This is a genomic window from Sandaracinobacteroides hominis, from assembly GCF_016464365.1.
Taxonomy (GTDB): domain Bacteria; phylum Pseudomonadota; class Alphaproteobacteria; order Sphingomonadales; family Sphingomonadaceae; genus Sandaracinobacteroides; species Sandaracinobacteroides hominis.
The window spans coordinates 46,250-59,921 of the sequence record NZ_JADCUC010000005.1 but is presented as its reverse complement, the minus strand read 5'-3'; the positions used below and the strand labels follow the sequence as shown (position 1 = coordinate 59,921).

The window sequence follows — 13,672 nt, the reverse complement described above, 5'->3', positions numbered from 1 at the left end:
TTCCGGGGTTTCGCCCCGGAACATGCTTCAAGCCGTCCAGCCTCCGTCGATCACCAGCTCGCTTCCGGTCATGTAGCCGCTTTCGTCTGAAGCCAGGAACAGGATGCCGTTGGCGATGTCGTCCGGGGAGCCGGCGCGGGCCATCGGCGAGCCCATCTGGGCGATCATATCCGGGTTGGGGGCGTTGGCGCCGGGTTGGCTGATGGCTTGCAGCTCCTGCAGGCCGCCTTCGTCTATCTTGGTCCAGATCGGCGTGTCGATGATGCCGGGGTGGACCGAGTTGCAGCGGATGCGGTCTGCGGCATATTCCTTGGCGACGGCCTTGGTGAAGAGGCGGACGCCGCCCTTGGTGGCGCAGTAGCCGGCGAGGCCTGCCGAGCCTTCGAGGCCGGCCACCGACGAAATGTTGATGATCGAGCCGCCGGAGCCTGTCTTGCGCATGGCGGGAATGGCGTGCTTGCAGCCGAGGAAGACTCCGGTGAGGTTGATGGCGACCTGGTTGTTCCAGGCTTCGAGCGACATTTCGGTGACCAGCTGGCCGGAGCCGATGCCGGCGTTGTTGACAAGGATGTGCAGGTTGCCGAACGCCGCGACGGTGGCGGCGACGGTGGCGATCCATTGCTCTTCGGATCTTACATCCTGTTGAAGATACCTGGCTTTTCCGCCTGCCGCGGTGATGGCGGCGAGGGTTTCGGCGCCGCCCCTGTCGTCGATGTCGGTGGCCATGACGGCGGCGCCCTCGCGCGCCAGCGTGATGGCGGTGCTGCGGCCGATGCCGCTCGATGCTCCGGTGACGATGGCCACCCTGCCCTTCAGTCTCATGCAATTCCTCCCGGCTTTTCCCGGCATCCTGGGCCGGATCCCGCCGGGAGGATATTGGCGTTTAGCGCAGGATTCCCCGCGCCAGCGCCCGGCGGGCATACCAGACAAAGAACAGGCAGCTGGCGAAGATGACCGCCTGCATGACATAGACGCCCTGCCCGCCCATGACGGCGGCGCCGTTGGAGAGCAGGTAGGTGTAGATCAGGCTGACGACGAAGGCGATAAGCGAGAGGATGAGCGCCGGCACGGCATGGCGGCTGCGGAACAGCAGCAGGACGCCGCCGAGCACGCCGCCCCAGACGCCGATGGCCCAGACGGCCATCGCCCAGCTTGGCATGGTGTGGAAATAGGCGATCTGCGCCTCGGTCATTTCCATCTGGCGAAGCCAGGCATCGCCTTTCATCTGCGTCATCGTATAGTCCATGGCGCCAAAGCCGTTCCAGGCGATGGCGATCAGCGCGACAAGCCAGTGATACCAGGGCGTGGCACGATCGGATGCAGTTGCCATTTCGCTATCCTCCCTGACGAATACTGTAGCCTGATTTGGCAGGCGGGGGAATCCCGGGGCCTGTTGGAGATTCACCTGGGACAAGTTCACGATTTTCGCACTGACTCCTGTGGGGGCGTGCGCGAGCTTTCGGGGCTTGGCATCTCTTCGAGATTTGACGGGATGTCGGTGAGGTTGGCGATGGCGGCCTGAAGGTCGAGCGCCAGTGTGTGGGTGCAATAGGAGCGTGTGGGCGAGGCTGCACGATTGCCGTGATAGGATAGCGCCCACATCAAGCGGCGATCGGGGAGCGCCAGCTCGGCATCTGGATGCGGGACGAAGGGTGGGCGGCCGCAGGCGATATCGATGGCCCGGCTCCATGCGGCGCAGAAGCTGGCGGCATCGGGGCGGGTACCGAGCTTGTAGGCTGAGCGGGCGGTCATGCCGACGAAGGCCGCCGCTTGCGCGACAGAACCGGTGGCGGCGAGATGGCCGAGGAAATAGGCCTGTTTGTCGGCGGTCCAGCCGTTGCTGCGGTTACCGGTGGCGACTGGGTGGAACTGCATGGTGGCTTGCCCTCTTGGGTTGAGGGCGAGGATTTAACCGTTTTGGTTTGTGTAGGACAGCCGAAGGCGGCCAAGCTTTGCGCGGAACGCGCAAACGCTGGACACGCCGCAGGCTCGGCCGGCGGGGCGGAGGCCATCAGGCCGACCAACCCGTCCGACGGGGGCGGGCTTTGCCCGCTCTTTCTTGCTTGTTCTTGTTTGGATCGGCGGACTCGTGCGGCTTTGCCGCGCGGCCGCAAAATATAACTCTCAACTAAATACGTTCAATCTGATCCCTAGCAGCATCATGCATTTTGTTCCTGTGCTCAATCAAATCAATGTGTGCCTGCCCGGCCCTCATTGCTGAGGAAATGTCGGTCGTTTGCTCGAACAATGAACGTAATATTCCTAGCGCTCGCTGGTAATTATCAATCTGCCGGTCTTCCAATATACCCTTAAGCTGCGCAGACGCAGCAGCGTGAGTCGTGATAGCCTGCCTAACTTCATTTCTGTTTTGGGCAGAAAGCTTTCCGTCAAGTAGCGCATCTACATAATTACTCAGGACGGCGTCCATCTTTGTTCCCGTGTCATTGAAATTTGCAAGGGAAACATAGTATTGCTGCTTTATCGCAGCCGTATTATTTAGATTAGCTGTAACGAAAAAAGTCACAATAGCCGCAAAAATTGCAGACGCAATTGCCGGCGCCCAGATGGTCAAAAGCGCATGGCGCATACCATTCGGCGCTGTAGGAGGCATACCTCCAGCGGGTTGAGCGACCTCCATAGCGAATCTAATCTAAGCTAGGCTCCTCACTATTTCAACCGAGCGTTCGTTCGAAGGGAGGCGTCCGCCTTTGCTCGAGCCCCGAGCTTACATACCTCCTCGAGCCGGGGGTAAGCTAACGCCTGAATATAAGATTCGGTCTCCCTTGAAATCTGGAACGCGCAATCCGTCGGCGCATCACCAATCTGCCGGAGGTTTATCTGTATCTGGCTGCTTGCAACATCACCAGGAGAGCATGAACTGAGTGTCAGCATCGCCATTAAAACTATCGGGAATCGACCATGATATCGTATAGAAAATGCACCGGGCGAATTTATGTTAACAGTTAGTTCTGATGATGTAACATCAGGTAGCTTCATTAGGCCCATTGCCGCAAACGACCCCGGCAGCGTTTGCACACAATCCGTTTCCAAAGCGTGGCGAAGTGCTTCAAACCCATTCAGCCAAACTGAAATAACTGCACTGTCTTCAGCAGTAAATTTATCTTTTGTGGTGCTAAAATCTGCATTGTGAAGATCATTGTATATATAGTCGCCGAGAGACCACTTATACACCTCTGGATACAAATCTTTTCCAAGTAAAAATACCGCCGTCTGTGTATGCAACACCTTAATCAAACTCTCCGAAAGCCTTCTTTTTTCAACTCCATTGTGCCATTTAACGGATCTGCCCACAAAATTTCTCGATGTTCCTGCGTCTACCGCCTCAACTGAGCGAGCAGATCCCGGATTTGTTGTAAATTCCCCAATCAATATTTGTCTAGTATACCCCTCCACGGGGACTATAACAAAATCTCCCTTTTTTGCCTCTAGCAATAATTGCTTTAAGAAAGTAATGTTTCTACGATCTGTTTTATTTATTCCTTGAGAACTTGAAGGCTTATTACCCCTAGACCTACTCTCAAGTTCTCTATCCCACCTATCTGCCGAAACTATTTCTAACGCACTCTGCCAATTCCATTGATCTGGCCGGGTACCCAAAACGTCTAGTCCACGAATATCCAAGAATATTGCACGAGAATCCTGTATTGTTTCGAAGAAACGATACGTTTTTCCTGGCGAACATTTGAAAACCCTATGGTCGCTCGGAACGACATAGGCATTTATATCAATCTCAATGGTAGGCACGTTACCCTCCTATGGAGGCGACGCTATTCTTGTCCTACTCTCATTGTCAAACGTGTACTTGTATAAAGTTACTGTCTTCAGCAGCTTGCCTCAATGAACGGATGGCAGGCAGAATCTCCGACCAAAAATCTCTCACCTAAACGGCGGCTCATCAAAAGCCCGCAATTTCCGCGAGTGCACCTTCCCACCCTCAGACCGCAGGATCTCCACAGCAGAAATCCCGATCTGCAGATGCTCGGAAATCGCCCCCTCGTAAAACCGGTTGGCCTGTCCGGGGAGCTTGATCTCCCCGTGCAGCGGCTTGTCCGACACGCACAGCAACGTCCCGTAAGGCACCCGGAACCGATACCCCTGCGCGGCGATCGTCGCGCTTTCCATATCCACAGCCACCGCGCGGCTTTGGTTGAACCTTCTTGCCGAGAGGCCGAACCTTAGTTCCCAGTTGCGGTCGTCCGTGGTGACTACCGTGCCGGTGCGGAGCCTTGGTTTCAGGGCTTCGTGGTCCAGGCCCGTCACCGTTCTGGCGGCTTGATCGAGGGCCAGCTGCACTTCGGCGATGGCGGGGATGGGGATTTCGGGCGGCAGCATGTCGTCGAGGACATGGTCGTCGCGCAGATAGGCGTGGGCCAGCACATAGTCGCCGATGGACTGGCTGGGGCGCAGGCCCCCGCAGTGGCCTATCATCAGCCAGGCTTGCGGGCGGAGGACTGCCAGATGGTCGGTGATGGTTTTCGCGTTGCTGGGGCCTACGCCGATGTTGACGAGGGTTACCCCCTGCCCGCCTTCGGCCATCAGGTGCCAGGCCGGCATCTGGTGCTTGCGCCAGCTGCCGTCGCCCTGGGCGTTTTCGAGGCTGGCGTTCTGGTGATCGAGGAGGGCGCCGCCGGAGCAGCTGAGGTGGGTGTAGCGGCTGCCTTCGCGTTTCAGCTCGGTGACGGCCCAGCGGATGAACTCGTCCACGTAGCGGTGGTAGTTGGTGAAGAGGATGTGGTTCTGCGTGTGGTGCGCGGGGGCGCCGGTATAGTGCTTCAGGCGGGCCAGCGAGAAATCCGTGCGGGGGCCGTCGAACAGGGCCAGCGGGCGCGGCTCTACCGGGGATTGTTCCCAGAGGCCGTCGGGGAGTTCGTCGCCGATGTGCTTCAGATCCGTGGTGGGGAAGTGGCGGGCGAGTTCGCGGGCGGCCGTGGCATCAAGGGTGAGGCCTTCGGCGCCATCCAGCACATAGGGGAAGGGGATTTCGACGCGGCTGGGGCGGACGGAGAGCTGGGCGTTGTAGTCGCGCTGGAGCAGCTCGATCTGTTCGGTGAGGTAGCGGCGGAAATGGTTGGGGTGGGTGACGGTGACGGCGTAGCTGCCCGGCTGGTTCAGGCGGGCAAAGGCGCGGCCGATGCGCGGGACATCGGTGGTGGGGTGCCATTCGAGATGGAGCTCGGGATAGGCGAAAAGGCCCTGGGCGCGTTGTTTGGTGGTGGGGGGCGGGCCGCCTTCGAGGAAGGACCTGAGGGCGGTGCGCAGCGCCGTGACGGAGGCGGCGTGGATGGCGGCCAGTTCATCGACGAGTTGGGTGGCGGTGGGGGTGGTTTCTTTGGATGCTGTTGTCATCCCAGGGGCCTATGCCACGGGATTGTTGCGCTGTGAAGTTGGGGGCTGTGAAGTTGGGGGCTGCGAAGTTGGGGGCGGGACGTTAGCGGCCCTGCATGTTGGCGTGGTTGGGGGGCAGGCGCACTTCGAGCGTGGCGAGGTCTGCGGTGAGTTCGATCTGGCAGCTGAGGCGGCTGGTGGGGCCTGCATGGGGGGTGAAATCGAGCATGTCCTCCTCGTGCGCGGAGGGGGCGGGGAGCTTGGAGAGATCTGTGGGCGCAACGAGGACGTGGCAGGTGCTGCAGGCCATGGCGCCTTCGCAGGTGCCCTCTAGCGGCAGGCCGAGGGTTTGCGCGAGGGTAAGCAGGCGCTGGCCGGGGGGGGCGGTGGCTTCGGCAGCGAGCGTGCCATCGGGGTTCAGGAAGCGGACGTTGGTCATTTGAGGGCGGAGACTAGCTGGGCGAGCGCCTCGCGCAAGGTTTCCGCCGTTGTGGCGGTGCTCCAGCCGAGGCGGAGGGTCTGGCGGGCGGCGGTGGCGGGGAGGCCGAGGGCGGCGAGGACATGGCTGGGGCGGTTGCTGGCCGACGAGCAGGCGGCGCCGGAGGAGAGGGCGAGGCCGGGAAGCCGGGCGATGAGGCGGGAGCTGTCCTCGCCGGGGAAGGTGATGCTGAGGTTGCCGGGCCAGCGCTGCGGGGTGAGCGGGGCGGGGCCGTTGAGGCTGTGGGGGATGGGATGCAAGGCTTCGAGGGCGATGGCCATCAGCGCTTCGGCGTGGGCGCGGGTGGCTGCCGGGTCGGCGAGGCTGGCGGCGGCGCCGAAGCCTGCGGCAAGTGCGGGGGACTGGGTGCCGGAGCGGATGTCATGCTCCTGCAGGCCGCCGTCCATCTGGGGGGTTATCGGCGTGTGGGGGGCGAGCCAGAGGGCGCCTATGCCCTTGGGGCCGTGCATCTTGTGGGCGGAGAGGCTGATGAGGTCCGGGCCATCCGGGATCGGGATTTTGGCGAAGGCCTGGGCGGCGTCTGTGTGGAAGAGGGCGCCGTGGGCGTGGGCTTCGGCGGCGAGTTCCCCGATGGGCCAGATGCTGCCGATTTCGTTGTTGATTAGCATGGCGGAGACCAGCGCCACGTCTGGGCCCCCATCTTTTCCGGACAGCGCGGCTGTGTAGGCGGCGCGGTTTGGGAGGCCGTTGGGTTCTACCGGCAGGATGGTGACCGGGTTGGGCACGTGTCGGGCGGATTCGAGGACGCAGCTGTGTTCGGTGGCGAAGGTTATGAGGCGCTTGCCGGGGTGTTTTTCGAGGATGCCCTTGAGGGCGAGGTTGTTGGCTTCGGTGGCGCCGCTGGTGAAGAGGAGGCCGGAGGGATCGCGGCCGAGGAGGGCGGCGACCTGCACGCGGGCGGCTTCGAGGGCGGCTTTGGCGAGGCGGCCGCCGCGGTGGGGGCTGTGCGGGTTCCAGTGCGGTTGGCGCACCATGGCCGCCAGCGCTTCGGGCGCCAGCGGGGTGGTGGACTGGGCGTCGAGGTCGAGGATTTCAGGCGGCATTTGCGCGGGTGGCGATCGGGAGCCAGGCGGCGAGGAAGCGGTCTATGTCGGCTTCGGTGGTCAGCCAGCCGGTGGATAGGCGCAGCGACTGGGTGGCGGCTTCGGTGAGGCCCATGGCTGCGAGCGTGGGGGAGGCTTTCAGCGTGCCGGACGAGCAGGCGCTGCCCTGACTTACCGAGATGCCGGCCATGTCGATTGCCATCAGCTGGGTGCTGGCGGCTACGCGCGGCAGGTAGATGTTGGAGATGTTGGGGAGGCGTGGGCCGCCGGCGGCGTTGATTTGCGCGCCGTGGGCTGTGGCAGCGGATTCGAGGCGCGCTTGCAGGGTAGCGGCGCGGGTGGGGAAATCCTTGTCCCATGCGGTGAGGGCTGCGGCGAAACCGAGGACGCCGAGCAGGTTTTCGGTGCCGCCGCGCCAGCCCTGTTCCTGTCCGCCGCCCTTCTGGATGGGGCGGAAATCGTCCTTGCAGCGGACGATCAGGCAGCCGACGCCGGCGGGGCCGCCGAGCTTGTGCGAGCTGATGGCGATGAAGTCGGCGGGTGGGAGCGGGAGTTTGCCGGCGGATTGCACGCAATCCGATACCAGCCTTGCGCCTGCGGCGTGGACGGTTTCGGCTACGCCTGCGAGATCCTGCACGGCGCCGGTTTCGTTGTTGGCGTGCTGCAGGGCGACAAGGGCGCCTGCGGGGATTTCCGGGAGGATGGCCTGCCCGTTGCGGTCGACGGGGATGGTGGTGGCGTGGCGGGCGGCCTCCAGCACGGCGGGATGCTCGGTGGCGCCTGAGAGGATCTGGGTGGAGGTGGCGCCCTGCAGGGCGAGCGCCAGGGCTTCGGTGCCGCCGCTGGTGAAGATGATGGCGTCTGGCTGCACGCGGAAGAAGGCGGCGATCTGCTCGCGGGCGGTGTTGAGCGCATGGCGGGCGGCGCGGCCGGGGGCGTGGACGGAGGAGGGGTTGGCCCAGTCTCCGCTGGCGAGGCGCTGCGCGCCTTCGGCCATGGCGGCGGCGGCTGCCGGTTGCAGCGGAGCGGTGGCGGCCCAATCGAGGTACGTGCGCGCGCGGCTCATCTCAGAAAGCTTGCAATTTTCATGTCCGGTTCCTTATAGCCGCCCTCTCATTTTTCGCCACGTCCCGTAGCCATGTCCCGTAGCCACGTCCCGTAGCAATGTCCCGTAGCCGCGCCCGATTTTGCTGCGCTGCGCAACCAGTCAAGGAACGCCTGTGCCGGAAGTCATTTTCCCTGGACCCGAAGGTCGTCTGCAGGGCCGCTACCAGCCCGCCGGCAAGCCGCGCCCGCCCGTGGCAATCGTGCTGCACCCGCATCCGCAGGCCGGCGGCACCATGAACAACGCCATCACGCTGGCGCTGTACCAGATGTTCGTGAAGCGCGGCTTTGCGACGCTGCGCTTCAACTTCCGCGGCGTCGGACGTTCGGAGGGGAGCTTCGACAATGGTGTCGGCGAGCTGTCCGATGCCGCCTCTGCTCTCGACTGGCTGCAGGCGCTGAACCCGGAATCCTCGGGCACCTGGGTGGCCGGCTACAGCTTTGGGGCGTGGATCGGCATGCAGCTCTTGATGCGGCGGCCGGAAGTGAAGGGGTTCATCTCGATCGCGCCGCCGGCGAATCTGTATGACTTCGGATTTCTGGCGCCCTGCCCTTCGAGCGGCATCATCGTGCAGGGCACTTCCGACGAAGTTGTCACGGAACCGGCCGTGCAGAAGCTGGTCGACAAGCTGAAGACCCAGCGCCACATCACCATCGACTATGAGAAGATCGAAGGCGCAAATCATTTCTATACCAACGAGATGGACGAACTGATGGGCACCGTGGAGGGCTATCTGGACCGGAGATTGCTGTCGGGTAAATAGGCACCCGACTCGAGAGCGAGGGAATTATAACGCTGTTGGTTACAGTTTTATGACGCCCGATTGACACATTTGAGACATCGGCATAGCTTCCTCTTCAGAGGAGAGGATTTGCCATGTTCGTGAAGTCTGTCGTTGTTGTTGCCGCCGCCCTTCTGTCGCTGCCGGCCGTCGCTGAGCCGATGGTGGCGAGGCAGGTGAATTTCGGTGACCTGAACCTGGAAAGCGATGCCGGGCGCGCGACGCTGCAGAAGCGACTGAATCGCGCCGTTGCCAGCATCTGCGCCGTGAACCCGGTGGACGACAGCGCCGCCGTGCGCGAGGCACAGGATCGCTGCATCAGCGAGACGTCGGCCGGCCTGCAATCGCAGGTGGACGCCGCGGTGCGCGCCAGCCGCGCGAAGACCGCAAGGCTTGCCAGCAACTGACGCGCGGCAGGTTCGGACGTGAAATGGGCGGGTGCTTTCGGGCGCCCGCCCTTTCCATTTCAGCCGGCATTTGCCCGACGTCGCGCTTTCACATTTTTTTCCCGCCCGCGCGACGGAGGCTGTGACGCGACGGCTGCAGGAAGAGCCTGCACGCCACGCCGTCGACTTTTCTAGGGGCTGGCGGCCTGCAGCAATGCGGCCGCCTTTTCCGATTCCGGGGATTTCCAGGCGCCGCGCGTGACCGGGGCGAGCAGGCGGCGGGCGGCGTCTTCCAGCCCGCGCTGGACAAGGGCTTCGGCGAGTTCGAGCCTTGGGCCGGGGGCGGCGGGGACGATACGGACGACTTCGGCGAGGCCCAGGACCGCGACTTCGGGTGGCTGCGCGCCGGTTTCGCGGAAGCTGCGATAATAGGCGAGGAGCGGCGCCGGGTTCAGCGGATCGGTGCGGTTGGCGCGGGCGATGAGGGCGCGGGCGGCCTTGATGTCGGCGGGGTTGCCGGCCTGCTCCACCTGCCCCCAGCCCTTCCACGAGAGGGCGTTGGTGTTGCCGGGGCTGAGCACCAGGGCGCGGTCGGCGGCGGCGACGCATTCGGCGGGATTGCCGCTGCGGCATTCGGCTTCGGCGAGCAGCAGCTGGGCCTCCAGATTGTTGCCGTAGCGGTTGGCGTCGCGGCGGAGGCGGGCAAGCCAGCTGTCGCGCTCGGCGATGGCCCTTGCGCGGGCCTTTGCGGCCTTTGGGTCGCTGCTTTCCGGGGGGAGTTCGACGCGCGAGCCGAGCTCGAGACGGCCCTTCACGAAGGCGGCCTGGCCTTCGGTGAGCTGATGGACGGTCGGGGCGTCCACCTTGCCTGCCGGGTAGCTGATGCGATCGAAGGGCATGCGCCGGTTGTCCCAGGCGATGAGGTCCTTTTGCAGCTGGTCGAGGTCTCCGAAGGCTTGCGCGGCGTCGGCGGGGGAATCGCCGCGGGCGATGCGGCCGAGATAGACGGAGAGCTGCTTGCGCCGGGCTTCGTCGAAGCTGAGCATGTGGGTGAGGACCCAGGCGTGATAGGGCGTCCAGCGGCGGGCGGAGTTGCGGTCGGCGAGATAGTCGCCGGACAGGATTTTTGCGACCGGGTAGCGGGCATAGCGGGCGATCACCGTGCTGTAATCGCCGGGGGCGCGGCCATATTCGATGCGTTCGCCATGTTCGCCGGACTTGGCGACGAAGGTGGAGAAGAGTTCGCCGAAGCCATCGACATACCAGCGCGGATAGGCGGCCGGGAGGTAGGTCTGCAGGAAGTGCCGGGCATAGGCGGCATAGATGCGCGATTCTGCATCGACCAGGACCGAGATTTCGTTGACGCCGGCTGCCGTTGCGGGGGAGCCGCCGAACTGCATCGCCGTGGCACTGGCGGCGCCGGGATCGGGCATCGGGCCGGGCGAGCGGCTGTTGCCCGGCAGGGCGGAGCCGGTCTCAGACGTCATCCGGACGAGATCGGGGAGGACGCCGGCGAGCGCCGGGCCGCGTTGCAGGACGAGCTTCTGGTCGAGGCGGCTGAGCGCGGCGACCGGGCCGTCTTCCCGCGGATCATAATAGGCCTGGGCGGGAAACTCCGCCGGATAGGGGCCGGATTGGGCGCGGCGGCTTTGCAGGTCCATCGCATCGAATTCGGCGCCGTCGCCGACGAGGGTGATGCGCGGCTTCACGATGTCGGGGGAGGCATCGAGCCGATCGTAGAGAATGGAAAGGAGGAAGTGCAGCCGTTCGAGATTGTGGGCGATCCGGACGAGATCGGCCTGCTTGCCGTCGGAGAGGACGATTACATGCTCGGTCTCTGCCTCGCGCCAGTTGCTGAGGCGGTCGCGGGAGCTGCGGACGAGGATGTCCGCGTCGGAGGATTGCGCCTGCGCTGCCGCCGGCTGCACGAACGGCTGGGCGAACGGCTGGGCGAGGAGGGCGATTGCGAGGAACAGGCTGGTGGCGCGCATGCGGTTTTGTGCGCCGAGCCCCGGCAATTGACAAGAAGACCGATGCCGGGGTCAGGCCTTCCCGGGATTATCACCTCCTGGAGACTTGCCTGGCCTGGGCCGGGACATGGGCGTGACTCACGGCCGGAATTGCCGGCCGAAGCGGATGCGCTGGCCGTGGATTACACTCGTTAAGGCCTTACCAGCCTTCCGCCGGTGGCAGGTGCCGGGACTCCGGTGGTTTCGGGCCAGCTGAGCGGCAGGCCGCGGGCGCTGCGGACGGCGAGCCAGGCGAAGGCTTCCGCCTCCAGCGCGTCGCCATTCCAGCCGTGGGATTCGACGGCTACGGTGGGGGTGTTGGTGCGCTCGGCGATCATGCGCATCAGGGTGGGGTTGTGGCGGCCGCCGCCCGTGACGAGCAGGCTGTTCAGGCGGACGGGGAGATTGCGCAGCGCCAGCGCGATGGTTTCGGCGGTGAAGGCGGTGAGGGTGGCGGCGCCATCCGCCGGGCTGAGGCCACGGGCGGGCTGGATGGTGAAATCGGCGCGGTCCAGCGACTTCGGGCCTTCTGCATCGAAGAAGGCGAGATCGGCCATGGCGGCGACGATCTCGTGATGGACCTCGCCGCTTGCCGCGAGCGCGCCGCCGGCGTCGTAGCGCTGGCCGGTATGGGTGGTGAGCCAGTCGTCGATGAGGCCATTGCCCGGGCCTGTGTCGAAGCCGCCCCATTGACCGTCTGCGAACCAGGTGAGGTTGCCGACGCCGCCGATGTTGAGGACGCCGACCGGCCATTCGAGGCCGGAGGCGAGCGCGCGGTGGTAGCCCGGCGCGAGCGGGGCGCCTTCGCCGCCGGCGGCGACATCGGCGCTGCGGAAATCATGGACGACGGGGCGGCCGGTGCGGCGGGCCAGCAGCTTCGCGTCGCCGATCTGCCAGGTGAAGGGGTGCGGGTGCCTGGAGCTGGGCGGGCGGTGGGCGACCGTCTGCCCGTGGAAGCCGATGAGGGTGGCGGTTTCCTGCCCTGGAAGGGCGGCGATGGCCTCGGCATGGGCTTCGGTTAGGAGGCGTTCGGCCTCTGCGATGCGCGGGTGGGCGGTGGGGCGCTCGAAGGTGAGCGCGAGGGCCGCTGCCTCGCGGATGAGGCTGCGTTCGGCGTCGGTGTAGGGCCTGTCGGTGAAGGCAATGGGGCGGATGTGGGTCTCGCCGTCGGTCTCTATGAGGGCGGCGTCGACTGCATCGACCGAGGTGCCGGACATCAGGCCGATGACGATTTGCTTTTCAGATGGCATGGGAATCCCTAGAGCCGGGCGCATCATGGCTTACAAGTCCGAATATCTGAGCACGCTGGACCGGCGTGGATACATTCACCAGCTGACCGACGCGGAGGCGATCGACGCGCGGGCGATGAAGCCCGGGTTGACCGCCTATGTGGGCTTCGACCTGACCGGGCCTTCGCTGCATGTGGGGCATCTGCTGTCGATCATGATGCTGCGGCGCCTGCAGCAGTTTGGCGGCAAGCCGATTGCGCTGATGGGCGGCGGCACGACCAAGGTGGGCGACCCCAGCGGCAAGGACACCGCGCGGCAGCTGCTGGACGAGGCGACGATTGCGGCGAACAAGGCCAGCATCAAGCGGGTGTTCGAGCGCTTCCTGACCTTTGGCGACGGGCCGGGCGATGCGCTGATGCTGGACAATGCCGAGTGGCTGGACAAGCTGAACTATATCGAGTTCCTGCGCGACTATGGCCGGCATTTTTCCGTGAACCGGATGCTGAGCATGGATTCGGTGAAGCTGCGTCTGGACCGGGAGCAGCCGCTTTCCTTCATTGAATTCAACTATATGGTTCTGCAGAGCTATGACTTTGTCGAGCTGAACCGGCGTCATGCTTGCGTGATGCAGATGGGCGGATCGGACCAGTGGGGCAATATCACCATGGGCACCGATCTGGGCCGGCGTGTGGCTGGCGCCGAGCTGTTCGGGCTGACCACGCCGCTGATCACCAATGCCGACGGCTCCAAGATGGGGAAGACGGCGAGCGGGGCCGTCTGGCTGAACTCCGACGCGCTGGCGGATTGGGATTACTGGCAGTTCTGGCGGAACGTGGATGACCGCGATGTCGGGCGGTTCCTGCGGCTGTTCACCGACATGCCGGACGAGGAGATTGCCCGGCTGGAGGCGTTGCAGGGGGCGGAAATCAACGACGCGAAGGTGGCGCTGGCGAATGCGGCGACTGCCTTGTGCCGGGGGATCGAGGCGGCGGCTGCCTGCGAGGCGACGGCCCGGGCTACCTTTGCCGAGGGTGGCGCCGGTGAAGGGCTGCCGCAGCTGGTGGTTTCGGGGACTTTGGCGTTGGCGGATGCGCTGGTGGCGTCCGGGCTGGCGGCTTCGAAGGGCGAGGCGCGGCGGAAGCTCTCGGAGAATGCGGTGCGGGTGAATGGGGCGGTTGTGGCCGATCCGAACCTGCTGGTAGGGGCGCCCGCGAAGCTGAGCCTGGGGAAGAAGAAGCACGCCCTGCTGGTAGCTGGGTAGGCGGCGTTCAGGG

14 protein-coding genes are annotated in these 13,672 nt (G+C 64.4%); 3 read left to right on the top strand and 11 right to left on the bottom strand.

The features are described 5' to 3' along the window. Positions 1 to 27: 27 nt before the first annotated feature. The 9 genes from IM784_RS11530 to IM784_RS11490 all read right to left on the bottom strand — a co-directional run bounded on the left by IM784_RS11530 (position 28) and on the right by IM784_RS11490 (position 7,954). Positions 28 to 822, bottom strand: a complete 795-nt coding sequence (locus IM784_RS11530; RefSeq protein ID WP_199555494.1) for an SDR family NAD(P)-dependent oxidoreductase — start codon at positions 820 to 822, stop codon at positions 28 to 30. 61 nt (positions 823 to 883) lie between these two features. After that, positions 884 to 1,330 carry a hypothetical protein gene (locus tag IM784_RS11525; protein ID WP_199555493.1) on the bottom strand — a complete coding sequence of 149 codons (447 nt, stop codon included), beginning with the start codon at positions 1,328 to 1,330 and terminating at the stop codon, positions 884 to 886. 86 nt (positions 1,331 to 1,416) lie between these two features. Then, positions 1,417 to 1,875, bottom strand: coding sequence for a hypothetical protein (locus IM784_RS11520; RefSeq protein WP_199555492.1), 459 nt, complete (start codon positions 1,873 to 1,875; stop codon positions 1,417 to 1,419). Between the two features lie 253 nt (positions 1,876 to 2,128). Next, entirely contained in the window at positions 2,129 to 2,638 is a 510-nt protein-coding gene (locus tag IM784_RS11515) for a hypothetical protein (RefSeq protein WP_199555491.1), read from the bottom strand. A 29-nt stretch (positions 2,639 to 2,667) separates the two neighbouring features. Beyond that, positions 2,668 to 3,765, bottom strand: coding sequence for a hypothetical protein (locus IM784_RS11510; RefSeq protein WP_199555490.1), 1,098 nt, complete (start codon positions 3,763 to 3,765; stop codon positions 2,668 to 2,670). A 132-nt stretch (positions 3,766 to 3,897) separates the two neighbouring features. Continuing rightward, positions 3,898 to 5,367 carry an AMP nucleosidase gene (locus IM784_RS11505; protein ID WP_199555489.1) on the bottom strand — a complete coding sequence of 490 codons (1,470 nt, stop codon included), beginning with the start codon at positions 5,365 to 5,367 and terminating at the stop codon, positions 3,898 to 3,900. Between the two features lie 82 nt (positions 5,368 to 5,449). Continuing rightward, positions 5,450 to 5,785, bottom strand: coding sequence for a 2Fe-2S iron-sulfur cluster-binding protein (locus IM784_RS11500; RefSeq protein WP_199555488.1), 336 nt, complete (start codon positions 5,783 to 5,785; stop codon positions 5,450 to 5,452). Next, entirely contained in the window at positions 5,782 to 6,888 is a 1,107-nt protein-coding gene (locus IM784_RS11495; RefSeq protein WP_199555487.1) for a cysteine desulfurase family protein, read from the bottom strand. Before IM784_RS11495 ends, IM784_RS11500 begins: the two co-directional genes overlap by 4 nt. Then, positions 6,878 to 7,954, bottom strand: a complete 1,077-nt coding sequence (locus IM784_RS11490) for a cysteine desulfurase family protein (protein WP_199555486.1) — start codon at positions 7,952 to 7,954, stop codon at positions 6,878 to 6,880. Before IM784_RS11490 ends, IM784_RS11495 begins: the two co-directional genes overlap by 11 nt. A gap of 154 nt (positions 7,955 to 8,108) precedes the next feature. Between IM784_RS11490 and IM784_RS11485 the strand changes: the two genes are divergently transcribed. Continuing rightward, on the top strand, positions 8,109 to 8,756 hold the full coding sequence (locus tag IM784_RS11485) for an alpha/beta hydrolase (RefSeq protein WP_199555485.1): 648 nt from the start codon (positions 8,109 to 8,111) through the stop codon (positions 8,754 to 8,756). Positions 8,757 to 8,869: 113 nt separating this feature from the next. Next, the gene (locus IM784_RS11480; protein WP_199555484.1) at positions 8,870 to 9,181 is read left to right on the top strand and encodes a UrcA family protein; all 312 of its coding nucleotides are present in this window, start codon (positions 8,870 to 8,872) and stop codon (positions 9,179 to 9,181) included. Between the two features lie 170 nt (positions 9,182 to 9,351). Here the strand turns inward: IM784_RS11480 and IM784_RS11475 are convergent, their stop codons facing one another. Beyond that, positions 9,352 to 11,151 (bottom strand): tetratricopeptide repeat protein, encoded by a 1,800-nt coding sequence (locus IM784_RS11475; RefSeq protein ID WP_199555483.1) that lies wholly within the window; start codon positions 11,149 to 11,151, stop codon positions 9,352 to 9,354. Between the two features lie 170 nt (positions 11,152 to 11,321). Continuing rightward, positions 11,322 to 12,419 (bottom strand): anhydro-N-acetylmuramic acid kinase, encoded by a 1,098-nt coding sequence (locus tag IM784_RS11470; protein ID WP_199555482.1) that lies wholly within the window; start codon positions 12,417 to 12,419, stop codon positions 11,322 to 11,324. 25 nt (positions 12,420 to 12,444) lie between these two features. Here IM784_RS11470 and tyrS point away from each other — a divergent pair, with 25 nt between their 5' ends. Then, positions 12,445 to 13,659 carry a tyrosine--tRNA ligase gene (tyrS, locus tag IM784_RS11465; RefSeq protein WP_199555481.1) on the top strand — a complete coding sequence of 405 codons (1,215 nt, stop codon included), beginning with the start codon at positions 12,445 to 12,447 and terminating at the stop codon, positions 13,657 to 13,659. Positions 13,660 to 13,672: the final 13 nt, after the last annotated feature.

What these genes read in the sequence shown, in the direction of transcription:
- tyrS (WP_199555481.1), top strand. Translation starts at nt 12,445, where the DNA reads ATGGCTTACAAGTCCGAATATCTGAGCACGCTGGACCGGCGTGGATAC.
- IM784_RS11530 (WP_199555494.1), bottom strand. Translation starts at nt 822, where the DNA reads ATGAGACTGAAGGGCAGGGTGGCCATCGTCACCGGAGCATCGAGCGGC.
- IM784_RS11500 (WP_199555488.1), bottom strand. Translation starts at nt 5,785, where the DNA reads ATGACCAACGTCCGCTTCCTGAACCCCGATGGCACGCTCGCTGCCGAA.
- IM784_RS11515 (WP_199555491.1), bottom strand. Translation starts at nt 2,638, where the DNA reads ATGGAGGTCGCTCAACCCGCTGGAGGTATGCCTCCTACAGCGCCGAAT.
- IM784_RS11470 (WP_199555482.1), bottom strand. Translation starts at nt 12,419, where the DNA reads ATGCCATCTGAAAAGCAAATCGTCATCGGCCTGATGTCCGGCACCTCG.
- IM784_RS11505 (WP_199555489.1), bottom strand. Translation starts at nt 5,367, where the DNA reads ATGACAACAGCATCCAAAGAAACCACCCCCACCGCCACCCAACTCGTC.
- IM784_RS11525 (WP_199555493.1), bottom strand. Translation starts at nt 1,330, where the DNA reads ATGGCAACTGCATCCGATCGTGCCACGCCCTGGTATCACTGGCTTGTC.
- IM784_RS11520 (WP_199555492.1), bottom strand. Translation starts at nt 1,875, where the DNA reads ATGCAGTTCCACCCAGTCGCCACCGGTAACCGCAGCAACGGCTGGACC.
- IM784_RS11480 (WP_199555484.1), top strand. Translation starts at nt 8,870, where the DNA reads ATGTTCGTGAAGTCTGTCGTTGTTGTTGCCGCCGCCCTTCTGTCGCTG.
- IM784_RS11495 (WP_199555487.1), bottom strand. Translation starts at nt 6,888, where the DNA reads ATGCCGCCTGAAATCCTCGACCTCGACGCCCAGTCCACCACCCCGCTG.
- IM784_RS11475 (WP_199555483.1), bottom strand. Translation starts at nt 11,151, where the DNA reads ATGCGCGCCACCAGCCTGTTCCTCGCAATCGCCCTCCTCGCCCAGCCG.
- IM784_RS11490 (WP_199555486.1), bottom strand. Translation starts at nt 7,954, where the DNA reads ATGAGCCGCGCGCGCACGTACCTCGATTGGGCCGCCACCGCTCCGCTG.